This window comes from Acidocella sp., from assembly GCF_036489515.1.
Lineage (GTDB): Bacteria > Pseudomonadota > Alphaproteobacteria > Acetobacterales > Acetobacteraceae > Acidocella.
Window position 1 is genome coordinate 26,987 of record NZ_DASXFO010000047.1, and the last position, 25,641, is coordinate 52,627.

A 25,641-nucleotide genomic window follows, 5' to 3' on the forward strand; every position below is an offset into this window, starting at 1 on the left:
AAGCCTTCCCCCGCATTACGAAATTTTGGGGAAAGTACCACTTGTGTAGGGCTGAAACAACGCTAATCAAAGCGCCGGTACGGTCGGCCCAGCTCGGGAAGGCCTGCCTCCTCGGAACTGGAGCTGGGAACTTGTCCCCCGTTCCACGCGGAGGTGCTGTGCGCAACTTGCAATCGGAGGACGTTTTGCTAAAGTCTAGAAAAGATTGGAGAAACTAGCTGTGGAATTTCCTGCCGGAAGTCGTTGGATCGCGTTTGTGGCTTGGTCCGACCTGGGCAGGCGGCCCATCTCCATCGTGGAGTGCGTGTGATGGTTGAGAGCATCACCCAAACCGTTCAGGAAGCTGAGCTCGCACAGCTGATCGTCACGACGCTCAATCTCGAAGTACCAGCTGCCGGGATCGATCCTGAGGCGCCGCTTTATGGCGAAGGGCTCGGTTTGGATTCGATCGACATGCTGGAAATTTCGCTCGTCGTGTCGCAGCAGTTTGGCGTGAAGCTGCGCGCCGACGACGAGAACAATACCCAGATTTTCAGCTCGCTGCGTAGCCTCAGCGCATTCATTCAGCGCCACCGAGCGCCGTAGATGCGGAATGCGGCAGCCCGGTGTAAGCGGCTTTTACCTGTCCTGGCGTTATGCATCCTGCCGGTGGTGTTTCATCTGACGATCGTCGAGACAAGCCACGTTCGCCTTGCCCCGGTGCTGAGCTTTGGCGTGCTGTTCAAGCTCGGTTTCGTTACGGTCTCGGCGCTGATGCACTGGGCGATCTATAGCGGTCTCTTCCTCATGTTCGCGCGGACGCTGCGGCGCGGTCGCGAGCCCCTCATCACCGCGATGGCGCGCAGGATGCATGGTGATTTATCCGGTGAACTGGCGCTCTATACGCGCCGCGTCACGATCGCCTGGGCATGTTTTTTTGCTGTACAGCTTGTCACGTCGATCGCGCTGTTTTGCTTCGCGCCGCTGGTGGTGTGGTCATTTTTCGTCAACATTCTTGATATTCCTTTGGTCGTGGCGATGTTTTCGGCCGAGTATGCGTGCCGGCTCCGCTGTCTGCAAAATCCGCCTCGACATTCTCTTGCCGTGATCCTGAACATGGTCGCCGAGATCAGGAAGCCACGTGAGGAAACGGCGATTTCCCTCTGATGACCGAAGTCAAAGAGATGCCGCTATGAATTGCAAAATGACCTTGGCAGATGATGGCTGCTCGGCGATCGCGCGGCATGATGATCACGACATCATTGCCGTTCGCGGGCAACGGCAGATTCGTCGGGCCGAATTCACGCGCGATGTCGCCGCACTCGCGGCGCGCTTGCCATCCCATAAATACATTCTCAATGCCTGCACGGACCGGTATCGGTTCATGGTCGGTTTCGCCGCCGCGCTGAGTCGCCAGCAGATCAGTTTGATGCCGTCGAGCGACGCACCCGGCATTTTGAAAGCGGTGGCGGAGGATTATCCCGATCTTTACGCCCTGACCGATGCCTCCAGTTTGCCGCTGCCGAGCTTGGCCTATCCTGACGATCTTGAAAGCGATGGCACGACCCCCGATTTATTGGTGGTGCCGGATGATCAGCCCGCTTTGATTCTTTTCACCTCGGGGTCGACGGGCCGGCCAAAGCCGGCGCAAAAGTCCTGGGGCGTGCTCGTGCGGAGCGCACAGGCGGCTGGGCAGCGGCTGGGGATTTCAGGGCTCCGCGGCGCCACTTTGATCGGCACGGTGCCACACCACCATAGTTATGGGATCGAATCGACAATCCTGCTCGGCCTTCAGCACGGGCTGATCATTGACGCGGATTGGCCGCTCTACCCTGGCGATGTCCGCGCCGCGATCGAAAGATCGCCCCGGCCGCGCATCCTGGTCACGACGCCGGTGCATCTTCGGGCCCTGGTGGGCGAGCCCGATGGCATGCCGCCGGTCGATCTCATCCTGTCAGCGACCGCGCCGTTGCCGATCGCACTCGCGACGCAGGCGGAAAGCTGCTTCGCAGCGCCGCTCATCGAGATCTACGGCTGCACCGAGGCCGGGCAGGTGGCGACGCGCCGCACCGTGCATGAAACGCAGTGGCAGTGCCTGGATGGCGTGGATCTGACCCAGGACGAACACGGCACCTGGGCCGGCGGCGCTGCAGTGGAGGGCACGGCGCTGCTGCAGGATATGATCGAGCGGATCGGCCCCAAGAACTTTGTCCTGGGCGATCGCTCGGGCGATCTTGTGAACATTGCCGGCAAGCGAACGTCGCTGGCGGATCTCAACCATCAGCTTCTGAGCATCGCCGGCGTGCAGGACGGTGTCTTTCTTATGGAGGAAACTGACGGTGAGCGCGTCGCACGGCTGATGGCGCTGGCCGTCGCACCGGAACTGCGCGTCGAGACGATTTTGCAAGCACTGCGCGAACGGATCGACGCGACCTTCCTGCCGCGGCCGCTTGTCCTGGTCGATGAGCTGCCGCGCAACGCGCTCGGCAAATTGCCGCGTGAGGCGCTGCTGCGGCTGGCCGGCCTCAGGCGGAACACGTAGCGATGTGGCAATCACTTGCGCTTCATTTCGCGGCTGATCATCCGACCGCGGCGGGACACTTCCCCTCCAACCCGATCATTCCCGGTGCGGTGCTGCTGGACGCGGTGGTGGCCGCCATTGCCGGCGCGCTGGGTCATGAGCCAGTCATGATTCGCGCCGTGAAATTTCTGCGCCCGGTATGCCCCGGGACAAGCTTGAATTTGCGCTGGCAATGTCTCAGTCCTGCCACGGTCAAGTTTGAGTGCGAACTGGCCGGGAGTGGAACAGCCGTGTCGGGCCTGCTTGAAATCAATCCGGTGCCGGCGTGACAGAGAAGCTGCTTGTTCAGGAATGGGCAGCGCGCCCCGAGCGCGGCGCGCTGCCGCTGGTTAAGCTTGGCGTCTGGATCGCCCTGCGCCTCGGGCGGCGTGCGGCACGGTTGTTTCTGTATCCGATCTGCCTGTATTTTCTTGTCTCGTCTCCCGCCTCGTCACGTAGTTCGCGTGCCTATCTGGCGCGGGCGTTGGGGCGCCGGCCGCGTCTTGCCGATATCTTTGCGCATTTTCTGACATTCGCTTCCTGCGTGCTTGACCGCGTCTTTCTCCTGAACGAGCAAAGCCATGAATTCGACATCGAGGTTCATGGCGAGGAGATCGTCCGCGAGATCGAGCAGCGCGGTGGCGGTTGCCTGCTGTTCGGCGCGCATTTCGGCAGCTTTGAGGTGACGCGGGCGATTGGCCGTCGCGGCGATGTGCCCATCAGCTTGTTGATGTACGAGGAGAATGCACGCAAAACCCGCGCCGCCCTGGCGGCGATCAATCCCCGGTTAGAGACGGAAGTAATCGGCGTCGGCCGCTTGGATTCACTGATTACGGTGGCGGAACGCCTGAAGCGGGGGCACTTCGTCGGCGTGCTGGCGGATCGCAATGTCGATGGCAAGGACCTTGCCCGTTACCCATTCCTCGGTGCGCCGGCGAGTTTTCCGCAAGGCCCGTTCCGCATGGCCATGCTGCTTAACTGCCCGGTGGTGATGATGGTCGGGCGCTATCGGGGCGGTCGGACCTATGACGTGTTTTTCGAAATCTTGGCCGATGCGTCGGAACCGCCAGGGCGGGACGCCTCGGCACGGCTTGATGGCATGATGCGCCGCTATGTCGCACGGCTTGAACATTATTGCCGTGAGACGCCGTTCAATTGGTTCAATTTCTTTGATTTTTGGGCATGACGCACACCTCGAGGCTGGTTGCGGTGTGGCTGTGCGTCCTGTGTGCCGGAGCCCCCTGCGCCCTGGCGCAGCCTGACGCAGCCGCCTGGGGGCTACCGCAACTGATGCAGGGGCTAGGACAGGTCCGTTCGGCAACCGGCCGCTTTGAGGAGCGCAAAACCATTCATGTCCTCAACGCGCCGCTGATGGCCTCCGGCACGCTGACCTATGTCGCGCCCGATTATCTGCGGAAGACGACGTTGTCGCCCGTACCGGAAGATTTTATCCTGGATCGCGGCACGGCGGACATCACCGGGGGACCGGAGCACCAGACCCACAGTTTCTCGCTGGACGAAGCCCCACAAATCGCCGGCCTTGTCGAAGGCATAAGGGCAACGCTCGCCGGCGATCTGCCCATGCTCAAGCGGTTTTACACCGTAAGGCTGACCGGCACCGAGGCGGGGTGGCAGCTCCTCCTGCAGCCGAAGACGGCGCAAGCGGCCAGCTTCATCACATGGATGCTCATTCAGGGCAGCGAAAATCGCCTCACCGCCATCGATACGGCCAGCCCCAATGGCGATCATTCAGAAATGGGCATCACCGAAGACACGAGCCATGCCCATTAGGAAGGAGAAGACTACTTCTTGTGAACAAAAAGTAGTTTTTTGCTCCTTTGGGCCCGTGCTGTTTCAGCGCCACAGGCCCAGCGGAGAAGAAGTTTTTGCGCCGCTTTTTTCAAAAAGCGGCTGCTTTCTTTTCTCTGGGAACCCGGCCTAGCGCATGATCGATCGAAAGCCATCAGGTTCGAGGGCGTTGGCGCTTGGCGCTTGGCTGTTGCTGTTGTTTGCCTCCATCGTCGTGATCACCAAGACGCAGTTTCGCACCGACATGGGGGCGTTCCTGCCGCATTCGGCGCCGATGGCGCAGCAGGTGCTGACCGAGCAGGTGAATAAAGGTGCGGCGTCGCGTCTCGTGCTGCTCGCGGCCAGGGGCGCGCCGGTGTCGGTTCTGGCCGCCGTGAGCCAGGCGATGGCCACGACGCTGCGGCAGGAGCCGGCCTTCATCGACGTGCTGAACGGCGATGACAAATCCTTTGCCGGCGTGCAGGATTTTGTCTGGCGCAACCGCTATCTGCTCAGCCCGGACGTCACCGCCGATCGGTTCACCGTGGCGGGCCTGCATGACGCCCTGGTGAACGATCTCGGGTTGCTCGGCTCGGATCTCGGCGCCTTGGTCCAGCAAAGCCTGCCCGGCGATCCGACAGGCGAGACGATGGGATTGATGCAGCAGCTTGGAAGCGCCCAGGCGCCGCTCAGCCGGGACAATGTGTGGGTCTCGCCCGATGGTGCCAGCGCGCTGCTGCTGGTACATACCAAGGCGCCGGGGTTCGACATCGACGCGCAAGCGCGGGACCTGGCGCTGATCACCAGCGCCTTCAATGCTGCAAGCAAAGCCGTGCCGGATGCCGGGGCAACGCGGCTGCTTGAGAGTGGGCCGGGTGTGTTTGCGGTGCGCACGCGCGATATCACCAAGCATGATGTCACGCTTTTGTCGGTGCTCGCTTCTGCCGGCGCGATCGCTCTCCTGGCCTTCGCCTATCGTTCGCCGCGTGTGCTGCTGCTGGGCATTCTGCCGGTGGCCAGCGGCGCGCTTGCCGCCATTGCCGCCGTGTCGCTGGCTTTTGGCTTCGTGCACGGTGTCACGCTGGGGTTTGGCGTGACGCTCATCGGTGAATCGATCGACTACGCGATCTATCTGTTCACGCAGACGGCGCGCGGCGATCAGGCCCATGACACGCTCGCGCGCATCTGGCCGACGCTGCGGCTGGGGGTGTTGACCTCGATCGTGGGTTTCAGCGCCATGCTGTTTTCGAGTTTTGTCGGCTTCGCGCAGCTAGGATTGTTCTCGATCGCCGGATTGATTGTCGCGGCCGGCACCACGCGCTTCGTCCTGCCGCATCTGGTGCCGCAAAACTTCTTTGGTGAAGGTGCCGGCATTCTGGCGCGGCCGCTGCTTGCCGTGATGCGTCATCGCCGGCGCCTGCGCCCGGTCGTGATGCTCGCCGTGCTGGCAGGCGGGCTTGCGCTCCTGTGGCATCGCGGCACGTTTTGGGATGAAAATCTCACCGATCTGAGCCCCATCCCCGCCTCCGACCAGGCGCTGGATCAGACGCTGCGGCACGACCTCGGCGTGCCTGATCTACGCTATTTCGCGGTCTTCCAGGCCCATGACGAACAGCTTGCCCTGCAGCGGAGCGAGGCGTTGGCCGCCACGCTGGGCCGGCTGGTCGCGTCGGGCCGGCTCGGCGGCTTCGATGTGCCCAGCGCCATTCTGCCCAGCGACGGGACGCAGAAGGCGCGGCAGGCGGCGCTGCCGGACGCGCCAACCCTCAGCACCCGCTTGGCGCAGGCCAGCGTCGGCCTGCCGTTTCGTGCCGATACATTCGCGCCGTTTTTGCATGATGTCGCCGCGGCGAAGACAGCACCCTTGATAACCCAAGCCAGCCTGCCTCCGGCGCTGGCGCTGCGGCTCGGCTCCATGCTGGTCCAAAATGGCGGGGAATGGGATGTGATCGTGCCGCTGCGCGATGTCGCCGATCCCGCGGCCGTCGCCGCGGCGATCGCGCAGGCCGGCGACGGCGGAGCTGAATTTGTCGATTTGAACCAGGCCTCCGACCAGTTGCTGCGAAGCTTTCAGCATGAAGCCGTGTTGCTGGCCTCGATCGGCAGCCTCGCCATCCTCGCCGTGCTGCTGATCGGGCTGCGTTCGGTGGCGCGCGCCGTCACCGTTGCCGCACCGCTGGCCGCCGCGGTGATCGTGACCGCGGCGCTTCTCACTTTGGGCGGCGCAAAAATCTCGATTTTCGAAATCGTCGGGTTCCTGCTCATTGTCGCGGTCGGCTCCAATTACTGCCTGTTCTTCGAACGAGCGGACACTAATCCGCAGACGCGGGAGCGCGCGGTGGCCTCCATTGCCCTGGCGAATCTTTGCACCGTGTCGGCTTACGGGCTGATGTCACTGTCCAGCATTCCCGTGCTGCATGATATCGGCAAAACGGTCGCCATCGGCACCTTCCTGAGCCTGGTCTTCGCCGCGTTGTTTTCGCGCGGTATCGAGGGGCAGGGGGCCACGCCGGAATGGACCGCTAAGGCATGATTACGTGCCTCTCATATAAGGCGCCTTGCGTTGCCGGGAGTCGCGTCTTGCTCGTGATGCTGCCCGGCGCCGGTATGGAGGCGGCCGAGTTCGCCATGCACGGCATGGTGGACGAAGTGCAGGCGCGCGGCCTGGCGGTCGATATCGTCGCCGCGCGCCCGGATATCGAGCTTTACCTTGATGGCGGCGTCGCGGAGGCTTTGCACCGCACCGTCATCGAACCGGCACGGGCGCAGGGCTATACGCGGATATGGCTGCTCGGCATTTCGCTGGGCGGCATGGGCGCGCTGCTCCATGCCAGCACCTATGAAGGCCAGGTCGAAGGCCTGGTCCTGCTCGCGCCGTTTCTCGGCACCCCGGGCACGATCGCTGAGGTCCGACAAGCGGGCGGCCTGGCGGTCTGGTCCGTTGCTCGCTCGGCCGCCGTGGAGACAGAGAAGCGTATGCTGGTTTGGCTGCAGAATTTCATTGCTCATTTTCCATCATCTCCAGCACTTTATCTCGGCTATGGAAGCGGTGACCGCTTCGCCCCAGGGCACAGGATGCTCGCGGAGCAATTGCCCGAGGCCTCGGTCGTGACAGAAGCGGGCGGCCATGATTGGGAGACGTGGAAGAAACTTTGGCAGCGCATCCTCGACCGCGCGCCTTTTGCGATGGCGCTGGACGATGCGACGCGCCCACCGATATCATGACGAGACGAAGGAGCAAGATATGGGCCGGGTAGGGGCATCTCTCGGATGATGCGTGACGGCAACATGTACGGTGAGGGCGAAACCGCGGCTATGGAAGGTGACGCCTATGACCGCTTGTATCCCTATCATGCGGAACTGTGCGCGCTCTCCGAGTTGCGCAAAAAACCTGGTTTCGGCGTGCCGGTCCGCAGCGGCATGGGTGGCCATTGCCTCCTCTACCTCAACGGCGTACGCCGCGACCGCATCGGCTATCCGACCCTTAAAGTCTGCGCGCCCGGTGAAGCGCCGGCCAGAAATGGGGTCGGCATCAGCGTCAATTCGCATTACCGGAACGCCAACTGGGTTGCCGCCGAGGGGCGCGAGTTTCTCTGGCGGGGCGCGCTCCAGCCCGGCGAACGCCTGACGCGCGAAGCTTATGAGCGCACACAGGACCGTGCCAAGGAAATCGGGCTGCTCGATGGCGTGCAGTTTCATGACCATCTGTTCCGCGCCAAGCCGCACGGCATGTCGGAGCGGGATTATATGTATGAAATCTCGGTCGCGACCGATTACGCAGTGCACTTCGGACGCGACACCTATCATGCGCGCATCCCGCTGGACTATGAGCGCATGCTGTCCATCGTCGCTTACCTCAACAATCTCAACGCGCCCTACCGCGACGGCGAGCGCGTGTTCCGCTGGCGGCTTTTCAACAATAATTGCGTGCATGTGGTGCATAACGCGCTGGCGGAAGCCGGCATCTGGGCGCCGTGGCCGACTGGCCAGTTCTCCGCCTTAGCGATGTTCAACTTTCCCGTGCCCAAAAACGAATTCGTCGATCTTATGCTGCGGGCGAACGATTTGCCGATCCATAATGCGCGGGCCATCCATGACGATCATTTGGTCCGGCGCACGTTTTCCCAGACCGGCATATTGCCCACCGCACCTGGCGCTCTGGCGGTGGTGGGGGCGGCGATTCGCGATAATGACGTGTACGACACGGAAAGGCTGCGTTTGATCTTCTACGAAAACCCGTTCTGGGGGCCTTATCGCCGGCATTTTGCGCGTATTTTTGCGGAGCCCCGCTATACCGATCTACGTGCGAATCTTCGTCATTTCGCGGCCATTTATGAGGCGGCCCTGCGTAGCCGCGCGGGTGACGGCGCAGCTGGGCCGTTTGAGGCATCCTATCATCACTATATCGCACGCGAAGCTGAGAGGGTCCGTGCGCAACTGGCGAGCCTGGATCAGGCAACGGAATTGCTGGAAGAGGCCGTGTCATGACCCAAACGCCGTCCCTGGCGATGAGCGATTTTTCGCTCGTGACCAGTCTGGGGGCGGGCCGCGCGGCGAACCTCGCGGCGTTGCGCCAGGGGCGCAGCGGGCTCGCCCCCTGCAGGTTCGAGACGCTTCCTTTCCAGACTTATGCCGGTGAGATCGCCGGTCTCGATGCTACGCCTCTCGAGGGCCCGTTCGCCGGCTTCGATTGCCGCAACAACCGGCTCGTAGCGCTGGCGTTGCGGCAGGATTGTTTCATGGAGACAGTGGCAGAAGCGCGTGAACGCCTGGGGGCCGGGCGCATCGGCGTGTTTGCCGGCACCAGCACCTCCGGCTTGCTGCAGAGCGAGATCGCGTATCGCCACCGTGAGCCGGCGGACGGGAGCTTGCCGCCCGGTTTCGACTATGCGCGCACGCATAACGTCTACGCCCTCGCGCGGTTTGTCCGCGCCTTCCTTGGTCTTGCGGGGCCGGCTTTTGCCGTGTCCACGGCCTGTGCCGCGACCTCCAAGGTTTTCGGCACGGCGGCACGGATGATTTCCGCCGGCCTCTGCGATGCCGCGATCGTCGGCGGCGCCGATACGTTCTGCGCCACCACGCTGTTCGGTTTCAACGCGCTTGGGCTGATGGCGGAGGAGCCCTGCCGGCCGTTTGATGCCGACCGGCGCGGCATTTCCATCGGCGAGGCCGCGGGTTTCGTGCTGCTGGAACGCGCCGACCTCCGGCATGGCGCGGAGACTGTGCATCTTCTGGGCGTCGGCGAAAGTTCCGATGCGTACCACATGTCGTCGCCCCATCCGGAGGGGATCGGCGCGCGGCGGGCGATGGCGCAGGCGCTGGACGCGGCGCGGCTCGAACCGGCGGCGATCGACTATATCAACCTGCACGGCACGGCGACGCAAGTTGGCGACGCGGCGGAAGATTGCGCGGTGTCCAGCCTGTTCGGCGGCATCCCGTGCAGTTCGACCAAGGGGTTTACCGGACACACGCTCGGCGCCTCAGGCGTGGTCGAAGCCATTTTCAGCGCGCTGGCCATTCAGCATGGTTTCCTGCCGGGCAGCCCGCATACCAGCGTCGTGGATCCGGGATTTAAGAGCCGCTATGTCCTGGAAGGCGTGCCAGCGCGCATCGACCGGGTGATGAGCAATTCCTTCGGCTTTGGCGGGGTGAATTGCAGCCTGGTTTTGGGGCGGGGCGCATGATGCGCCTCTATATCGAAGGCGTGGGATTACTTGGTCCCGGGCTCAACGGCTGGGCGGCGAGCCTGCCGATTCTGGGCGGGCTGCAGGATTATGTGCCGGCACCTGCCATTGTGCCGCCGAGTGCGCTGCTGCCGGCCAACGAACGTCGCCGCGCGGCCCAGATCGTGAAGATCGCGCTCGCCGTCGGGGCCGAGGCGTTCTCCGCCGCAAGGCGGGATCCGGCTGAAACCACGACGGTCTTTGCCTCTTCGGGCGGAGATGGCGAGACGATCCACGAAATCTTGAGCGTTCTGGCTTCGCCCAATCGTGAGCTTTCGCCTACACGGTTTCACAACTCCGTTCACAACGTCCCGGCGGGCTATTGGAGCATCGCCACAAGGTCGCAGGCCGCCTCAACCAGCCTCTGCTGCCATGACGACAGCTTTGCCGCCGGGCTGCTAGAAGCCGCCGCGCAGGTCTCAGCCGAAGGACATGCGGTCGCGCTGATCGCCTATGACGTGCCCTATCCCAGGCCGCTCAGCGCGGTGCGGCCGATCGGCGACGTTTTTGGCACGGCGCTTGTGCTTGCTCCGGAGCGCACCGAAGCGACATTTGCCAGCGTCGAACTGGACCTGCATCCCGGACCCGGAACGCCATCTGCCGTAGCACCGGGGCTAGAGATGCTGCGGCAAGGCACGCCCGCGGCGCGCAGCCTGCCGCTGCTGGCCGCCCTGGCGCGCGCCACAGAGGCCAGGGTCATTGTGAGCTACCTGGACGATATGGCGCTGAATTTGACGATCACCCCCATGCCCCCCGGGGCCGGGCAGCAGACGGGGAGCCCGGCATGAGCCTGATTGAGCGGGAGCAGATATTGACCATGATTCCCCATGCCGGATCCATGTGCCTGCTCGATGCGGTGCTCGCCTGGGATGAGGTTTCGGTGCGCTGCCTGTCGCGCCGGTACAGGGACAGCGACAACCCGCTGCGGCGCGCGGATGGCGTTCTGGGTTCCGCCTGCGGCATCGAAATCGCAGCGCAGGCCATGGCGGTTCATGGCCGGCTCATCTCCGGGGAGACCGGGCAGCCGACCCGTGGCTACCTCGCCAGCCTGCGCGACGTGACCCTCCGAACCTTGCGTCTCGATGCGGTTGACGGCGATCTCGCGGTCGATGCCACCCGCCTGATGGGTGACGACCGGGGGGCAACCTATCGCTTTGTGCTCTCCGTCCAAGGAGCAGAACTGCTCAGTGGCCGTGCCACCGTTCTGTTCTCGGGTGCCGCATGAGCCGCGCGCTGGTGACCGGCGGCAGCGGCACGATCGGCGGCGCGATCGCCCGTGCCCTCGCGGCGGCTGGGCATCATGTCTATGTGCATGCGCATGGCCAGTTCGGGCGCGCCGAGGCCATCGCGGTGGACATCAGGGAAGCCGGCGGCACGGCAGAGGCGGTGCGCTTCGACATCACCGATGCGGCTGAAACCCGGCACGCGCTGGAAACCATGCTCGCGGCCGGGGCCATTCAAATTCTGGTCAACAATGCCGGCCTGCACGACGATGCCGTTCTGCCCGGGATGCGCCCGGAGCAGTGGTCCCACGTCATCGACGTGTCGCTCAACGGCTTCTTCAATGTCACGCAGCCGCTGCTGCTGCCGATGATCCGCACGCGCTGGGGGCGGATCATCAACATCTCCTCGGTGGCCGCGATCATGGGCAATCGCGGCCAGGCGAATTACGCCGCCGCGAAGGCGGGGCTGCATGGGGCGGCGCGGTCGCTGGCGCTGGAACTCGCCAGCCGTGGCATCACCGTCAACACCGTGGCGCCGGGGATCATCGCTTCACCGGCGATCGAAGGCGTCTTTCCGCAGGAGGCGATCGACCGGCTCGTGCCGATGAAACGGGCGGGCCAGCCGGAGGAGGTCGCCGACCTCGTCGCGTTCCTCGCCTCCGCGCGTGCGGCCTATATTTCGGGTCAGCAGATCTCGGTTAATGGTGGGATGATTTAAGAAAGCAGCCGCTTTTTAAAAAAAGCGGCGCAAAAACTTTTGTTCCGCTGGGCCATGGGCGTTGTCGGTGACAACGCCCATGGCCCAGCATTAATGAAGTTTTTTTGCTACTTTTTGTTCACAAAAAGTAGCCTTCCTTTTCTGCGCCACTAGCCACGGCAGGCGGCGCAAAAATCCGGCGCAGAGGCGCAGATGCATCGCCGCCAGAACGATGTTGTCGCGGCCATAGTGGAAATGCGAGACGCCTCCCTCCGCGGCGAGAAAATAGCGCACCGGGGCGGGCTGGTTGATCGCTGGGACCCCAAGCCATGACAGCCGAACGAGGGCTTCGGGATCGAAATCGAACCGCCGCATTGAGCTTGTGGAGGTCATGATCTTCATCAAGAGGCCGAGCGGATACACCCGGAATCCGAACAGCGAATCGCCGATGCCGGTTAGTGTCTCCAACCGCGCCAGGGCGTTCGACAAGCGACGTCCGAGGACGCGAATCCGCGGCGCGCTATGGTCGAAGACCGGCTGGCCCAGGATCATCGCTTGCGGTGTCCGGCGCGACAATGCCATGAATTCGGGGATCAACGGGGCGGGATGCTGGCCGTCGGAGTCCATGATCAACACATGGGTAAAGCCCGCTTTGGACGCGGCGTGAAGGCCATCGAGCACGGCAGCACCCTTGCCGCCATTACGGGGGCGAAAGATGATCCGGACCCCATCGTCATGTTGGCTCAATGAAGCGAGCGTCTCGCCGCTCCCATCGGTGCTGCCATCGATCACCACCCAGACGGGGCACCAATAAAGCCGCGCCGCTGCGACGGTCGCAAAAAGTTTTGCGCCGGTGTTGTAGCTGGGGATTAGAACGAGATGGGTTTCCGTCATGCGCCTGGCTCAGAAAAAAGGAAGCAGCCGCTTTTTGAAAAAAGCGGCGCAAAAACTTTTACTATGCTGGGTCATGGGCGGTGTCGGCGACAACGCCCTTGACCCAGATTAAAAAAGTTTTTTTGCTTCTTTTTGTTCACAAAAAGAAGCCTTCTCCTTCGCTTCTTTGGGCTGCCGCCGGGCTAAAAACCGAAACCGGAAATGCGAAAACTTCGTCATGTAATAGAACGCTCTGAACACATAGAGGCGTGCGCGGACGGACCATCCATCGAAAATTCCGCCGGCCAGCAGAGACAGAACCGCCTCTTCCATCCGGAACCAGTTGCGCGGCGACATGAACAAATTGCGCATCGCGGGCTCGCGGATGCGGTAGATGAACCAGGTGAAAGACTGCAAAACCTTGCGTGTTGACGCATCGTAGCGCCTGAGCGCGCGTGTTGAGCGCTCAGGCGCGCGCAGGAAGGTTTCCACCGCCTCGGCGCCCCAGAAGGCTGTGATCATCGCGACGTAGACACCGGTCGAGAAAACAGGGTCGATGAAGGCGCAGGCGTCACCGACCATGATGAAATGACGGCCGCTGGTGGTTTTGGCGCCGTAAGAGTAATTGCCGGTTGCGGTGATATCCCCGGCGAGCACCGCGTCTTTCAGGCGATCGGCGATCTCCGGACAGGAGGCGACGATGCTCATGAAGAAGCTCTTCAGGTCTGTGCCGCGATCCTTGAAAAACGCTGGCGGGCATACGGCCCCGACGCTGGTCGTGCCATCGGAGAGCGGAATGAACCAGAACCAGCCGTTATCGAACCAGACGATGCTGATATTGCCTTCGGCTTTTCCCTCCAGCCGGCGTGCGCCGGTGAAATGGCCGAAGATCGCGGCGCTGGTGTTTCTGGGATTACGCTCCTTCACCCCCAGCTGCGCCGCCAGCAGCGTATCGCGGCCCGAGGCGTCGACGACGAAGGCGGCCCGCCATTGCCGCGTGCGCCCTTCTTCATCGCGGCTCGTGATAACGGGTGAGCCGCCTTCGGGGAAATCGACAGATGTCGCGCGACAGCCCTCGATCACTGTGGCGCCCTTGGCGGCGGCATTCTGCAGCAGGATGTGATCGAAGGTCGAGCGGCGGACTTGAAAGGAATAGGGGAAGCGCTTGTCCCAGGCATTCGCGAAGTCGTATCTGACGGTTTTGCCGTGGTAGGGGGAGACGAATTCGATGCCGTGCTTGCGCATCGAGCTTGCCTCGATTTGTGCGCGGACGCCCAGCCGGTCGAACAGCGGCAGGTTATGAGGCAACAGCGACTCACCGATATGGAAGCGAGGATGCCGGTCTTTCTCGAGGAGGATCACCCGGCGGCCGTTTTCCGCCAGCAGTGCTGCAATCGTGGCGCCGGCGGGGCCGCCGCCAACCACAAGCACATCGCAATCCTGCGTTGCGGGGGCGTCTTTCAGATTCTGAAGCTGTGCCAAAAGCTGTAAGCCCCTCCTTTTTTGCAGAATATTAAGCCATAGGCGCCCGGTCATGTCCAATGCTTGAGGGCGCCTGCGCAGGGAAGCGAAAGGAAGACTACTTTTTGTGAACAAAAAGAAGCAAAAAAACTTCTATAGTGCTGGGGCATGGGCGTTGTCACTGACACCGCCCATGCCCCAGCATAGCCAAAAGTTTTTGCGCCGCTTTTTTCAAAAAGCGGCCGCTTCCTTCAACGTGAAGTGCTGAAAGGCTTCGATTTCGACCAGGAGCTCGGCCCGGCAGATGTCACTGCGCAGATAGAGGCACTGGCAGAGGGGGCCGAAGGCCGCCTCGACCGCGCGCGCGACGGGCTCGCGATACGAGGACTCGCGGAGATAGATTTTGCAGGCCCACTGTTCCCCCAGCGGCAATGGCCGCGCTGCGGCGTGGTTGAGCGCGCGTAAATTCTCGATCGTCTCGGCGATCTGGCTGTTCAGGTCGCCGATATGACGGGTTTCATGGCCGGTGATACTGGCTGTTCCCGAGATGAACATGGTCTCGGCCGTTCCCAGCGCATGGACCGAGGCGCGCGAAAAACTGGGGCTGCGCGGGCCGTAGACCGGAGGATAGGCAAAGGCACTGACTTGGCGCGGATTTTCCAAGGGACGCGCCGGCTCATGCGCGGCGAGGACATAGATCACCGACGCGCCGCGATCCCCGCCGACGGCGGAGGCGGCCGGCGGCAAGGGCTCCCGCAGGCGCGCTGCGAAGGCCGCATGGCGCCCGACGTTGAAACGCCGGTAGCGTTCAAGGCCGCGATCGTCTTGCGTGATCGCCGTCAGATAGTTCCAGAAGCGCAAGGGGGCGGCAAAGCCCGCCGCGTCCAGGAAGTCGAACAGGCTCACATAGGCGGCCTCGACCGCTTCCTCCAAAGACGCGCTCCCGGCCTCGTCGAGCGTGACCGCACCGAAAGCAAACTTATCGTTACAGGCGCCCGTTACGGCGCCGCAGCTGAGCGGCCGACAGGGGGCGGAACCGCTCCAGATCTCGAACATCGCATCGCCGGCGGCGGGCGACAGAGGTGCGGCGATGAAGGGGCAGGGGGAAGGCAGGAAATCGGGACGCTCCGCGGCAAAGCCGACGACGCCGAGAATGGTGGCCGGGTCGGCCAGCAACGCGCGCGCGGTTGGAAGGTCGGCATAGCGCACCGCCAACCGGGCCTGTGGCGCGGGTGCGGCGTGGTTCAGATTCGGAACAAGTCCCTGCATAACGACTCCTTCAATGGCAGGAATCGCCGTTCTCGCTGCCTTGCCGTTGGCCGGCATAGCTGCGGAACAGGTCAAACCACCCTTCGCAAACCAACGGTCCAAAACCTGATCGCGCCATCGTGTCGAGAATAACCGGCGGCGGGACACAGGCCTCCATTGTTTCCCAATGATAGGTCATGAGGCTACGCAGCTTTGGCTGCCGTGTCACCCATTGGCTGAGACGAGGCACCCCGCGCCCGAGATATTGCGCCAGCGTGGATTTGAAGATGGGGCGCGTGGGGCTGCTGACCTCAAGCAGGAGGAGCGTGCCGCCGCGTCGCAGAACGCGCCGGAATTCGTTGAAGCAGGCCTCAAGATCGGCGATATGGCGGATCGCGTACCCCATCACGATGAAATCGACTGTTTCGTCGGCGAGCGGTAGCGTTTCCGCCGTTCCCTGGATTAATGGGATATCCAGCCTGCGCCGCGCTTCTTTCAACATTGCTTCGCTGAGATCAAGCCCGATGACCTTGCCGTGCGCGCCGACGATCGGAAGTGCTGCTTGCGCGATCAGCCCCGTGCCGATGGCAACGTCGAGCACCGTCTGGCCGGATTTTAAACCGGCCCGCAGCAGGCATCGGCGGCGATACCAGTTGCCTGATCCTAATGAAAAGATGCGGTTGACAGTATCGTAGTAGGGCGCCGTGTCATTGAACAGGCCGCGCACGAATGCATGGTCATTATGAGTCACTCACGCTTCCTAAGAAAATTATAATTTAATTATGAGTTACAGTATCAGAGGCGCCTGGTGGGGGCAAATTAGGTGAGTGAAGGGAAGACTACTTTTTGTGAACAAAAAGTAGCAAAAAAACTTTACTATGCTGGGTCATGGGCGTTGTCGCCGACATCGCCCCTGACCCAGCATAACAAAAGTTTTTGCGCCGCTTTTTTCAAAAAGCGGCCGCTTTCTTGCTACCCGGCGGGGCGCAGATCGAGCGTTTCGCCGGGTGATAGGGGGGACGGTCCAAGTGTTATATTGTCGCCGTCACGCCAGCGCTGCAGCAGGTCATCCGCATGACGGCTCAACAAATTTCCCGATTGTCCCGGGGCGATCACAAACAAGCTGCGGTCGAGGTCAGACAGGTCGAACACGGCGCGAAGTTCGGGGCCATGCAGCGCGGTAAATCCATCGGGGTCGGTCGTGGTGCCGGCGGGGGCGGCCACGTCGATGGTTGTGGCGTCACCTGGAACAGGAAGTGAAAAGCGGCCGAAGCGACCGATGAGAGGAAGCCGGCTGACAAGCGGGTCATTGAAGTCGGCGCGATGTGCCTGCCCCCAGCGCCAAGTTTGCGGATCATCGCCGTAGCGTTGCCGTAGCTGGGTCATGGCGCTGTCCAAGGCGGTGCGCAGGAGTTGGTCGCAATCGTCGCGGCACCAAATGGATTGGTGTGTGTGATCATTGGACGGGCCGAGCAAGGCGTACAGCAGATTGTCTTCGGACAAAGGAAGGTTGCCATCGGGAAGGTGGTTTTGCTCGAGAATTTGGTCGACAATGGCGCGTGTCCAGGCGTTGAAGATCAGCGGCTGCGGGGTGTCCATCGTCATTTCGCCGGACCAGTTGCGCAAAAGGGCGCGGGCGGTTGCTTCTGTGTCGTTTGCGGGGAGGGGCACCGCGAGCAGGCGCGGCAACAGATCCTGGGCGAAAACACTTGTCACATCGAGCTGCATTTGCGCGAAATAACGTGCCGTTTCGCGGTTGCCGCCGGCTAAAAGAAGCGTTTCGATGCGGCGCGCCCGCCAGTCGCCATACACATCGCTTCCCATAAAGATCGGAAAATTGCTTCCGGCCGTGGGATTGTTGGCATTGATCAGCATGCCTGAGGGTGGATTGATGGCATGCGGCAAAGCAGCACCACTGGCGAAACCGATCCAGTCATGCAGTCCGTCCGCGCCATCGACGGGCCAGGCGCCGTCGCCGTTCTTGCGGATCGGCACTTTGCCCGTGGTGAAAAAGCCAATGTTGCCAGCGGTATCGGCGCTCAGCAGGTTCTGCACGGGGCTGGTGATGTTCACGCTGGCAGCTGCGACGTCAAAAACGGATTGGGCTTCGTTGAGCATCAGCAGCCCATTGGCATCGGTATCGTGGGGGGCGAGATTCGCCATATCGACCGCGAGCAGGCTTTTGCCGTCCGGCGTTGTGCCGAGCACGGGGCCGTGGCGGGTTTCGCGGACGGTCAGGGTCACGTCCGCGCGCCCCGCGACCCGGATGCGTTCCAGGCGTGTGACAAAAGGTTCGGGGCCTGCGGGCGTTTCATAGGCGTGGCCATCGCGGGTCGGGTGTTCGATGAAGATATCCTGGACGTCCGCGCCGGTGCTTGTGAACGTCCAGGCGACATGCGCGTTATGCCCGATGATGATGAAGGGAAGACCCGGAGCGGTGGCGCCGGCCAGAGTCTCCGTCGGGGTGTCGATGCGGGCCAGATACCACAGGCTGGGGAAGCCGAAGCCTAAATGGGGATCGCCGGCGAGAAGCGGCGCGCCGGTGGCGGAGCGGCTCCCGGAAATTGCCCATTCATTCGAGGCTTGCGCCGGCAGGGTGAACGGCTCCGGAAAGTACCGCATCCACACCAGGATTGCGGCCGCGGCGCGGCTGAGACCGAGATCGATGAGGGTGGCGTGAAGGGGGGAGGGCGCGGCCGATGCCGCGACGGCGGCTTCCGTCACTCCATTGGGTACGGAAGGCCAAAGGGCGTCGATTTTTGTGACGGGCTGGTGCGCGGCGAGCGCCAGACGCGCGATCTCGGTGGACCAATTATTCGAGAGCCAGAGGCCCATCATTTTTCCCCAGAGCAGGCTGTCGGTCATCGTCCAGGGAGGTGGGGGGCCAAGGAACAGGTATTCGGGGGAAGCGAAGCGGCCGCGTTGCGCGATCCAGGCATTCACGCCGTCGGCATAGGCTTGCAGCAAAGCGCGGGCGGCGGGAGACAGGTCCGCGAGATCAGCCTCGGCGCGTTGGCGCATGCCGAGCCGGCGCATTTCTTCATCATTGTCCAGGGCCGCGACGCCGAAGAGCTCAGCGAGGCGCCCGCCGGCGGCGCGGCGCATCAGATCCATCTGAAACATCCGGTCACGGGCATGCAGATAGCCGAGGGTCTCTGCCGCGTCCCGGTCGGAACGGGCGCGGATAAAGGGCACGCCATTTCTGTCGAAACGTACCGTCACCGGGGCCGCCAGGTTGGGGAGATCGATCGTCGCGGTCTGCGGCGGTAAGGTTTGGCGCAGCAGGAGCCAAACGCCAAGGACGAGCACCAGTGCCAATACAAACAACGCGGCGGCGGTGCGGCGGAGCCAGGGAACGCGTCGCGAGCCCAATGTCTTGTTTCCTTATGAAGGACTGCCGGTGCTCCGACCGTAAGGGCTTGTGTCAAAGAGGACAAAGCTTTTGTGCATACGGAGGAACGCAAAATCCCGTGGAAAGGGTGGCAGCCCAGGATGAGGTCCTCACGTTGCGTGACCGTGCGGGTAGTGACGGCTTACACGCAAGCTCATAACGGGCCTGGCGACCTCAGAATCCGAGGGACCGATTATTTCTTGTGGCTTTTTTCAATTCGACATAGTAACAATATATAAGATGTTTATATCTCGTTGTATTTGGCTGGTCAGAACATACAAATGCGCTTTTCTGAACTGCGCGGCGCAACGACGGGTGCCGCGGGGTTTGCTATATCTTCTGAAAAATCTTGGAAGAGGACAACAGGCGGCAGCAGCGTTCCGGGATGTCTTTTTGTTGCCTCGACCAACACGCATGGGTCGGATCCATGGCGTGCGGGCGGCTTCTTGAATATAGCAAAGCAGCCGCTTTTTGAAAAAAGCGGCGCAAAAACTTTGGCTCCCCTGAGCTACCGAATCGCTTCTGTACGCTGAAAAATAATTGTAGAAAGTGGTTATAATGAAAAAAGGTACTGGAAATACCTGCGAACAGCCGGTTTGGTTGGACATTTCCAGGCTTTTGTACCGGATCTTGCGTCGGCGGATTACCGGTATCGATCGTGTCGAAATCGCCTATGCGAGCACCCTGCTCGAGACGGTGCCGTCCCGCCTGAAATTTGTTGCTTACGACTACTGGCGGGGCACTTTCCGGATGCTTCATCAGAAACGCGCAGAGCACATTGTCACGTCGATAGGCCCGCAATGGGCGGCGGGCGACATCGGCGCACTGCGCTTCGCAGCTCTGAGGGGCATGCTCGAAACGATCTTCAGCGCGCCCCCGCTGCCGTATTACCGGGGCGGGGCGAGGCCGATCTACATCAACGTCTCGATGCATCCGCTGCATCTCGTCAGCCATATAGGCGGGATGGTTGACAGAACCGGAGCTCTGTTTCTGCCGTTGCTCCACGACATGATCCCGATTGAATACCCCGAATACGTGCCAAAATCATGGACTGGCCACCATCGCGAGCGGCTAAAGACGATCGACAAGCTCGCTGACGGGGTGATTTCCAATTCCGCCTTCACGACTCAAGGCTTGAGCGAGCACATCCAGCGTGTTCCGGTTCTGACCATGCCGCTTGGCGTGCACCAGCTAAATCCGTCCCCGGTGCCGGTACATAAGCTTCCCTATTTTCTCGTTGTGGGTACCATCGAGCCCCGCAAGAACCATCTCCTTCTGCTGCATGTCTGGCGTCGTCTGGTCCAGCAGTATGGCAGTGTGGCGCCGCAGCTCGTGGTCGCTGGCCACCGCGGCTGGGACAACGAACAGATCGTCGATATCCTCGAGCGCTGCCGAGACCTGCGCGGGTATGTCCATGAGCTGGGCATGGTATCCGATGGCGACCTCGCACGGCTCATGGCGGATGCAACAGCTTTGCTGATGCCCTCGTTCGTCGAAGGCTATGGCTTGCCGGTGGTGGAGGCGCTGAGTCTTGGCACACCGGTGATTTGTTCCGATATTTCGGCCCATCGCCAGATTGGCGCCGGCATTCCGGACTTCATAGACCCGCTCGACGGGGCCGCCTGGGCGAAATTGATCATGCATTACGCGACCGACCCCGAAGCTGCCCGTGAGCGCCAGATGGCGCGGCGGGGCTCCTGGGAGAAGCCGTCCTGGCAGAGACACGTCGCCAGTGTCCTTGAATTCGCGGAGGGGCTCACGCCCAGGCGCGATGTCAGCGAAATGCCGCATCGGCTCGTGCTCCTGATGAGGAGCATCCGGCATAGCCCGGCGGCTTCTCCGGTCTTTGAGGTTGCCAGTCGGCTTTCCCACCGCGTGGATTCACCAAGTGAAGGCGTTGAGCCCACGCGCGCCGCAACACGAGCCGTGGCGTACTCGGGCGACTAGTCAGATAGAGGAAAGCAGCCGCTTTTTAAAAAAAGCGGCGCAAAAATTTTTACTATGCTGGGCCATGGGCGTTGTCGCTGACATCGCCCATGGCCCAGATTAACAAAGTTTTTTTGCTACTTTTTGTTCACAAAAAGTAGCATTCCCTTCGCTTACCTTTGCAGATTCCAGAAGGATTTCGTGTATGAGTGCGGATAGCATGATCCACCCGCCGGCTGGTTCGGTTGCCGCTCAAGAAGAGCTTGATGCCGTGAAAGCGCGGAATGCGTCGCTAAGCCAGGCGGTTTTGGAGCGCGAGCATCTCATCCTGCGGCGAGAACAGAGCCTCCGGGAGTACGAGCAGACGATCAGTCAAATCGAACGCGTCTTTGGCCATAGTCCCACATGGCTCGCCCGCGCGCCGGGGGTGGCGTTTGGTGAGGCGCCGGTGGCCGCGCAGATCGACGTCGTCATGCCGGCACTTCAAGGGTGGTGTACGCCGCGCAAGGCGTACTGGATGGCGGAACTCATTCAATCTGTGCCGACCGGGCGCCCGATCGTCGAGGTCGGTGTGTTTGGAGGCAAGTCGCTTCTGCCGATCGCGATCGCGGCGAAAGCTTGCGGCGTCCCGGCGGTCTATGGTGTCGAGCCATGGTCCAATCAGATCGCTGTAGAGACGCCGACCACGGAGATCAACGACAGCTACTGGTCGACGCTCGACTTTCCCGCGATCAAGAAGAATTTCCTGGCGGTACTGATCGCCACCGGCTTGCAGGACATTGTGAAGATCCTTGAAGTCCCGGCTGATGACGCGAACCGTCTTCTGAGGGGTGAGCGCTTCGCGCCCTTCTCGCTGATCCATATCGATGGGTCGCACTCGGAAGCCCAGGCACTTGCCGACGTCACGGCATGGGCACCTCTCCTCGCGCCGGGTGGTGTGCTCGTCATGGATGACATCCTGTGGCCATCGGTTGCCAAGGCACGCGCCTGGTTGCATGATTCCATGGCCATCGTGGCCGAGGTGATCGAGAACGGCGCCGATGGGCAACAGATCGGCTACGGTGCGTACCGTCGAAGATAAGCCATCGAAGGAGAAAGGCTACTTTTTGTGAACAAAAAGTAGCAAAAAAACTTTGTTAATCTGGGCCATGGGCGCTGTCGCCGACAACGCCCATGGCCCAGCATAAAAGAAGTTTTTGCGCCGCTTTTTTCAAAAAGCGGCTCCTTACTTACATCTCAATCAACCCGGTCCACCATTGCCTGGATAAACAGCACCAGGATCATCCACCCGATCAGGCCGGCGGCGAAGGTGCTCAGCGTGATGATGAGGCGTTTCGGCGCGGTCGATGATGTCGGGGCGGCCGGGTTCTGGAACGTCTCGAGATAGATTTGCTTTTGCGCGGCCTGCGCCTGCGCGTTCTGCAGGGCCAGCAGAGCGCTCGCATAAAGTTGCTGGTCGAGCGTCTCCGAGATCGAGAGATTATCGTAACCGCTGAGCACGGAGGCCAGCGTTCCAGAATCACGACCGCCATCGCTCGGGCTTGCCAGCGCATCGTCCAGCTTCGCGATTTCCGCCCGCGTCGCGTTGGTCCGCGCCTGGAGCGTTTGGACCTGCGGCGACTGTGCGGTCTGCCCTTGCGTCGTCAGCGTGGCGAGGCTCGCCTGGTCGGTGGCAAGCGCGTTGCCGAGCGTGACCGCGACCGTCGAGGTCGATTGTGCCGTGAGCGCGGGGAAGAGGACCTTGTGGTGGTTGCGGTAGTCGGCGAGCGCGACCTCATCCTGGAGCAACTTGGCGCGCGCCGCGGCGGCATTTTTCTCGGAAAAGGCCAGGGTATTGTCGCGGGCTGTGGCCGACATGCGGTTCGCCAGCGCCTCGCTTGCGGCGAGCACGTCGGCTGCAACCATCGCGGCGTCATGTGGCGTAAAGGCCCGGACCTGCACGGTGATGATTCCGGAACTTATGTCGAAATAAGGGGTCACCATGTCGTCCCAGTAGATGAGCTTCGTCTCTCGGGCGCCGTTCGTGTCCATCCGGCTCCACCAATCGCCATGTGGCGTTCCGTAGACGGAAGACAGCGAGAGTTTGTCCTGCAGGTCCATCAGGATCTGCGGGCTTTCGATGTAGCGTTTCACGACCTCCGAATCCTCGATCATCTCGAGGAGCGGGTTGCCCCCGGCAAGTGACGGCATGACAGAGTTCGGCTCCATCATCATCGGGGTCTGCTCGCGGACCACGAAGGCGAATTGTGAGACATACTGATCCGCCGCGAACCCGAACTCGTAAGCGCCAACCGCGGACGACGGCAGGACGATGCAGATCACGGCAAGCAGCATCTTCCAGCGCGCGCGCTTCGTGCCGGCGCGCAGCCTGTTCTCCGCAAGGGGCTTCATCTTGACAACATTGCCGTCGAAATCGTCCCGCTTGTGGGTCGCAGTATCGATCCTGGCGGCTTTATGATCGTCCATGTTGTTTTCCCGGCATCTTCATAGAAGACTTCTTTTTGTGAACAAAAAGAAGCAAAAAAACTTTATTTATGCTGGGCCATGGGCGTTGTCGCTGACAACGCCCATGGCCCAGCGGAATCAAAAGTTTTTGCGCCGCTTTTTTTAAAAAGCGGCCGCTTTCTTCCAAGATATCCATCCTGTAGCATGATGGATGTGAAGTCATCATGCTCTAATGTCTTTGAGGATGTGCGAGCGGTGCACTTCGATCGCTCTTTCGAGATCGTCGTAAAATTCGAGTCGGCCGTCGTGCAATACGGCGCCGGCATCGCACCAGGCCCGGATCGTTCCTTCGTCGTGTGAAACGATCAGGACGTCCGAGGTGCTGGCGCGGGCCGCGAAGGCTTCGAGGCATTTGCGCCGAAAATGCGCGTCGCCTACCGAGGTTACCTCGTCGATCAGGTAAAGATCGAACTGAATCGCCAGGCAGGCGCCGAACGCAAGCCGCGCGCCCATGCCCGCCGAGTAGGTGTCGAACCGCATCCGGAAATAGGCGCCGAGTTCGGCGAATTCCTCGACATAAGCGATCGCCTCATCGGGGTCGGTGCCGTTGACACGGGCCAGAAATCTGACGTTCTCGAGGCCGGTTAAATGTGGATGGAAGGTCCCGCCGAAGCCGAGCGGGAAGCTCACAGTGCCAAAGCGCCGGATGTGTCCGCGATCGAGCGGCTCGACGCCGGCGATGAGGCGCACCAGCGTCGACTTGCCCGCACCGTTGGCGCCGAAAATGCCGATGCTTTTTCCGGCCGGCAGCGCCAGCGTTACATCTTCAAGAATCGCTTTGCGGAAGCCGCCCTGGCGAAAAATCTTTGTGGCCTTCTCGAACGCGATCATGTCTGCTGCCGCATCAGGCGCCGCGTGATCTTCTCCAGCGCGAAGCCAATGGCCAGGCTGACGAAGACGCAGCCAAGGAAGTACCAGGGTTTTAGCCAAAAGGGCTGGTATTGGGGAAAGAAGCCGGTGCGGAACAACTCGATGCCCTGGAGCACTGGGTTCCATTGGAGGATATTCCGGGCGAAGTCCGGCATGGAGATCGGCGAATAATAGATGCCCGAGGCAAAATAGAGCAGGCGAATGAGCATCTGGAAGAGTGCGTCCCAGCTGTGCAGGAAATTCTGGATCACCATGTTCGTCGTGCCGATCCCGAGCGCCAGCAGCGCCATCAGCAGGATCGCCGCCATGGCTCGAGGGAAGCTCTCCGGCATGGCTTGGTAGCCGGCCAGGCCGAAGGCACTGAAGACGATGGCGCCGACCAGGAGTTCGGTGGCGAGTTCAAGAGCGGTCTTCGCGAGGATCACATCCGTGGTTCGGATGGCCGGCAACGACAGCAACGATCCGGCCGTGTTGCGGGCCTGCATCACGCCGTGCTGGATGTGTGAGAACATGAGGTAGGGCAAAAGACCCGAGCAGTAGAATTCAAACAGGCTGTTGCCGATCGGCGGCGGTGCGGTGTTCAGGTAGGCGAACATCACCCCCAGCGTCAGCAGATGCGAGATCGGCTCAAAGATCGCCCAGAAATAACCGAGGGCCGCGCGGCTGTGACGGGTGTGAATATCCCGGATCATCAGCGCATGGATGATGCGCAGGCGCTCCCGGGCTTGGGCCATGATCGGCCGGCCGTGGGGCTTCGGCCTGCGCCGCCGTGCTGGCTGAGCCCAGGCAAGAAAATCCTGGTCCGGCGGCTCAGGGGGGGGAACGAGCAGGCCAAGCGTGCCCTTCAGTGCGTGCAAATGTCGGGCGTATTCCTCATTGTCCGGGGCCAGGTGAACCGCCGCCTCGGCCTCTTGCAAGGAAGCTGCAACGTCGCCGAGCGCCTGGTGGGCGCCGCTGGCGGTCCGGTGGATCAGGGCGTCGTCGGGAGCCAGCGCCTGCGCCGTGCCGAGCACGGTGATCGCGTCCCCAAACCGCGCCCGGCTCATCAGCAGGGAGGCCAGGCTGAGCTGGAACTCGATCGTCTCCGGCGCCATGGCGACCGCTTTTTGCGCGGCCTGGATGGCCCGTTCGATGCGCCCCAGCGCTCGTAATGCGACCGCGGCGAGATGGAGCCCGACCGGCGTGCAGTCCGGCATGGCGGCATGTACCGAGAGGTGCTCGAGTGCCTCCTGATACAGTTTCTGATTGATGAGGATAGAGCTGGCCCCCGTAGTGAGGACCACTTCCGACTGGGATTAAGGTGGGGTCGGTGCCGTTCCATCTTTCATAAAAATTAAGCTGCTTGCTGCTGTTGTGGCTGTGGGTATGTGGGCAACGCGTTAGCGTTGTCCAAGCGA

Annotated in this window: 23 protein-coding genes; 15 read left to right on the forward strand and 8 right to left on the reverse strand. The window is 61.9% G+C overall.

Annotated elements, in window-relative coordinates; genetic code table 11:
* The first annotated feature begins 309 nt into the window (after positions 1 to 309).
* The 13 genes from VGG47_RS07225 (at position 310) to fabG (ending at position 11,991) form a co-directional block, all read left to right on the forward strand.
* On the forward strand, positions 310 to 585 hold the full coding sequence (locus tag VGG47_RS07225) for a phosphopantetheine-binding protein (protein ID WP_331536926.1): 276 nt from the start codon (positions 310 to 312) through the stop codon (positions 583 to 585).
* A 63-nt stretch (positions 586 to 648) separates the two neighbouring features.
* Positions 649 to 1,146, forward strand: coding sequence for a hypothetical protein (locus VGG47_RS07230; protein ID WP_331536928.1), 498 nt, complete (start codon positions 649 to 651; stop codon positions 1,144 to 1,146).
* Between the two features lie 37 nt (positions 1,147 to 1,183).
* Positions 1,184 to 2,521, forward strand: a complete 1,338-nt coding sequence (locus VGG47_RS07235; protein WP_331536930.1) for an AMP-binding protein — start codon at positions 1,184 to 1,186, stop codon at positions 2,519 to 2,521.
* A gap of 2 nt (positions 2,522 to 2,523) precedes the next feature.
* Positions 2,524 to 2,829, forward strand: a complete 306-nt coding sequence (locus VGG47_RS07240) for a hypothetical protein (protein ID WP_331536932.1) — start codon at positions 2,524 to 2,526, stop codon at positions 2,827 to 2,829.
* On the forward strand, positions 2,826 to 3,725 hold the full coding sequence (locus VGG47_RS07245) for a hypothetical protein (protein WP_331536934.1): 900 nt from the start codon (positions 2,826 to 2,828) through the stop codon (positions 3,723 to 3,725). The genes VGG47_RS07240 and VGG47_RS07245 overlap by 4 nt, the downstream gene beginning before the upstream one ends.
* The gene (locus VGG47_RS07250) at positions 3,722 to 4,330 is read left to right on the forward strand and encodes a LolA-related protein (RefSeq protein ID WP_331536936.1); all 609 of its coding nucleotides are present in this window, start codon (positions 3,722 to 3,724) and stop codon (positions 4,328 to 4,330) included. The genes VGG47_RS07245 and VGG47_RS07250 overlap by 4 nt, the downstream gene beginning before the upstream one ends.
* 154 nt (positions 4,331 to 4,484) lie before the next feature.
* On the forward strand, positions 4,485 to 6,860 hold the full coding sequence (locus tag VGG47_RS07255; RefSeq protein WP_331536938.1) for an MMPL family transporter: 2,376 nt from the start codon (positions 4,485 to 4,487) through the stop codon (positions 6,858 to 6,860).
* Positions 6,861 to 6,916: 56 nt separating this feature from the next.
* Positions 6,917 to 7,552 (forward strand): alpha/beta fold hydrolase, encoded by a 636-nt coding sequence (locus VGG47_RS07260; protein ID WP_331536992.1) that lies wholly within the window; start codon positions 6,917 to 6,919, stop codon positions 7,550 to 7,552.
* A 45-nt stretch (positions 7,553 to 7,597) separates the two neighbouring features.
* Entirely contained in the window at positions 7,598 to 8,815 is a 1,218-nt protein-coding gene (locus tag VGG47_RS07265) for a hypothetical protein (protein ID WP_331536940.1), read from the forward strand.
* Positions 8,812 to 10,011: a beta-ketoacyl-[acyl-carrier-protein] synthase family protein gene (locus VGG47_RS07270; protein WP_331536942.1), complete on the forward strand. Its 1,200-nt coding sequence runs from the start codon at positions 8,812 to 8,814 to the stop codon at positions 10,009 to 10,011. Before VGG47_RS07265 ends, VGG47_RS07270 begins: the two co-directional genes overlap by 4 nt.
* On the forward strand, positions 10,008 to 10,838 hold the full coding sequence (locus tag VGG47_RS07275) for a beta-ketoacyl synthase chain length factor (protein WP_331536944.1): 831 nt from the start codon (positions 10,008 to 10,010) through the stop codon (positions 10,836 to 10,838). The genes VGG47_RS07270 and VGG47_RS07275 overlap by 4 nt, the downstream gene beginning before the upstream one ends.
* A 23-nt stretch (positions 10,839 to 10,861) precedes the next feature.
* Positions 10,862 to 11,275, forward strand: a complete 414-nt coding sequence (locus VGG47_RS07280; protein ID WP_331536946.1) for a hypothetical protein — start codon at positions 10,862 to 10,864, stop codon at positions 11,273 to 11,275.
* On the forward strand, positions 11,272 to 11,991 hold the full coding sequence (gene fabG / locus VGG47_RS07285; RefSeq protein ID WP_331536968.1) for a 3-oxoacyl-ACP reductase FabG: 720 nt from the start codon (positions 11,272 to 11,274) through the stop codon (positions 11,989 to 11,991). The genes VGG47_RS07280 and fabG overlap by 4 nt, the downstream gene beginning before the upstream one ends.
* Before the next feature lie 90 nt (positions 11,992 to 12,081).
* Here fabG and VGG47_RS07290 read toward each other — a convergent pair whose 3' ends face one another.
* From VGG47_RS07290 to VGG47_RS07310, 5 genes are all read right to left on the reverse strand, one after another.
* Positions 12,082 to 12,864 (reverse strand): glycosyltransferase family 2 protein, encoded by a 783-nt coding sequence (locus tag VGG47_RS07290; RefSeq protein WP_331536970.1) that lies wholly within the window; start codon positions 12,862 to 12,864, stop codon positions 12,082 to 12,084.
* Between the two features lie 108 nt (positions 12,865 to 12,972).
* Complete coding sequence (locus VGG47_RS07295; protein ID WP_331536972.1) at positions 12,973 to 14,325, reverse strand: NAD(P)/FAD-dependent oxidoreductase; 1,353 nt, start codon at positions 14,323 to 14,325, stop codon at positions 12,973 to 12,975.
* Positions 14,326 to 14,535: 210 nt separating this feature from the next.
* A complete protein-coding gene (locus tag VGG47_RS07300; RefSeq protein ID WP_331536974.1) occupies positions 14,536 to 15,573 on the reverse strand; it encodes a hypothetical protein in 1,038 nt (345 codons plus the stop codon).
* A gap of 10 nt (positions 15,574 to 15,583) precedes the next feature.
* On the reverse strand, positions 15,584 to 16,303 hold the full coding sequence (locus VGG47_RS07305; protein ID WP_331536976.1) for a class I SAM-dependent methyltransferase: 720 nt from the start codon (positions 16,301 to 16,303) through the stop codon (positions 15,584 to 15,586).
* Positions 16,304 to 16,524: 221 nt separating this feature from the next.
* The gene (locus tag VGG47_RS07310) at positions 16,525 to 18,924 is read right to left on the reverse strand and encodes a penicillin acylase family protein (RefSeq protein ID WP_331536978.1); all 2,400 of its coding nucleotides are present in this window, start codon (positions 18,922 to 18,924) and stop codon (positions 16,525 to 16,527) included.
* Positions 18,925 to 19,501: 577 nt separating this feature from the next.
* Here VGG47_RS07310 and VGG47_RS07315 point away from each other — a divergent pair.
* Positions 19,502 to 20,890, forward strand: a complete 1,389-nt coding sequence (locus VGG47_RS07315; protein WP_331536980.1) for a glycosyltransferase family 4 protein — start codon at positions 19,502 to 19,504, stop codon at positions 20,888 to 20,890.
* Positions 20,891 to 21,074: 184 nt separating this feature from the next.
* Positions 21,075 to 21,950 carry a class I SAM-dependent methyltransferase gene (locus tag VGG47_RS07320; RefSeq protein ID WP_331536982.1) on the forward strand — a complete coding sequence of 292 codons (876 nt, stop codon included), beginning with the start codon at positions 21,075 to 21,077 and terminating at the stop codon, positions 21,948 to 21,950.
* Positions 21,951 to 22,105: 155 nt separating this feature from the next.
* Here the strand turns inward: VGG47_RS07320 and VGG47_RS07325 are convergent, their stop codons facing one another.
* The 3 genes from VGG47_RS07325 to VGG47_RS07335 all read right to left on the reverse strand — a co-directional run bounded on the left by VGG47_RS07325 (position 22,106) and on the right by VGG47_RS07335 (position 25,527).
* A complete protein-coding gene (locus tag VGG47_RS07325; protein WP_331536984.1) occupies positions 22,106 to 23,335 on the reverse strand; it encodes a hypothetical protein in 1,230 nt (409 codons plus the stop codon).
* A 201-nt stretch (positions 23,336 to 23,536) separates the two neighbouring features.
* Complete coding sequence (locus VGG47_RS07330) at positions 23,537 to 24,205, reverse strand: ABC transporter ATP-binding protein (protein ID WP_331536986.1); 669 nt, start codon at positions 24,203 to 24,205, stop codon at positions 23,537 to 23,539.
* The gene (locus VGG47_RS07335; protein WP_331536988.1) at positions 24,202 to 25,527 is read right to left on the reverse strand and encodes an ABC transporter permease; all 1,326 of its coding nucleotides are present in this window, start codon (positions 25,525 to 25,527) and stop codon (positions 24,202 to 24,204) included. The genes VGG47_RS07330 and VGG47_RS07335 overlap by 4 nt, the downstream gene beginning before the upstream one ends.
* Positions 25,528 to 25,641: the final 114 nt, after the last annotated feature.

Coding starts and splice junctions, on each gene's coding strand:
- VGG47_RS07225 (WP_331536926.1), top strand. CDS start 310: ATGGTTGAGAGCATCACCCAAACCGTTCAGGAAGCTGAGCTCGCACAG.
- VGG47_RS07235 (WP_331536930.1), top strand. CDS start 1,184: ATGACCTTGGCAGATGATGGCTGCTCGGCGATCGCGCGGCATGATGAT.
- VGG47_RS07240 (WP_331536932.1), top strand. CDS start 2,524: ATGTGGCAATCACTTGCGCTTCATTTCGCGGCTGATCATCCGACCGCG.
- VGG47_RS07250 (WP_331536936.1), top strand. CDS start 3,722: ATGACGCACACCTCGAGGCTGGTTGCGGTGTGGCTGTGCGTCCTGTGT.
- VGG47_RS07255 (WP_331536938.1), top strand. CDS start 4,485: ATGATCGATCGAAAGCCATCAGGTTCGAGGGCGTTGGCGCTTGGCGCT.
- VGG47_RS07260 (WP_331536992.1), top strand. CDS start 6,917: ATGCTGCCCGGCGCCGGTATGGAGGCGGCCGAGTTCGCCATGCACGGC.
- VGG47_RS07265 (WP_331536940.1), top strand. CDS start 7,598: ATGATGCGTGACGGCAACATGTACGGTGAGGGCGAAACCGCGGCTATG.
- VGG47_RS07270 (WP_331536942.1), top strand. CDS start 8,812: ATGACCCAAACGCCGTCCCTGGCGATGAGCGATTTTTCGCTCGTGACC.
- VGG47_RS07275 (WP_331536944.1), top strand. CDS start 10,008: ATGATGCGCCTCTATATCGAAGGCGTGGGATTACTTGGTCCCGGGCTC.
- fabG (WP_331536968.1), top strand. CDS start 11,272: ATGAGCCGCGCGCTGGTGACCGGCGGCAGCGGCACGATCGGCGGCGCG.
- VGG47_RS07290 (WP_331536970.1), bottom strand. CDS start 12,864: ATGACGGAAACCCATCTCGTTCTAATCCCCAGCTACAACACCGGCGCA.
- VGG47_RS07300 (WP_331536974.1), bottom strand. CDS start 15,573: ATGCAGGGACTTGTTCCGAATCTGAACCACGCCGCACCCGCGCCACAG.
- VGG47_RS07315 (WP_331536980.1), top strand. CDS start 19,502: ATGAAAAAAGGTACTGGAAATACCTGCGAACAGCCGGTTTGGTTGGAC.
- VGG47_RS07320 (WP_331536982.1), top strand. CDS start 21,075: ATGAGTGCGGATAGCATGATCCACCCGCCGGCTGGTTCGGTTGCCGCT.
- VGG47_RS07325 (WP_331536984.1), bottom strand. CDS start 23,335: ATGGACGATCATAAAGCCGCCAGGATCGATACTGCGACCCACAAGCGG.
- VGG47_RS07330 (WP_331536986.1), bottom strand. CDS start 24,205: ATGATCGCGTTCGAGAAGGCCACAAAGATTTTTCGCCAGGGCGGCTTC.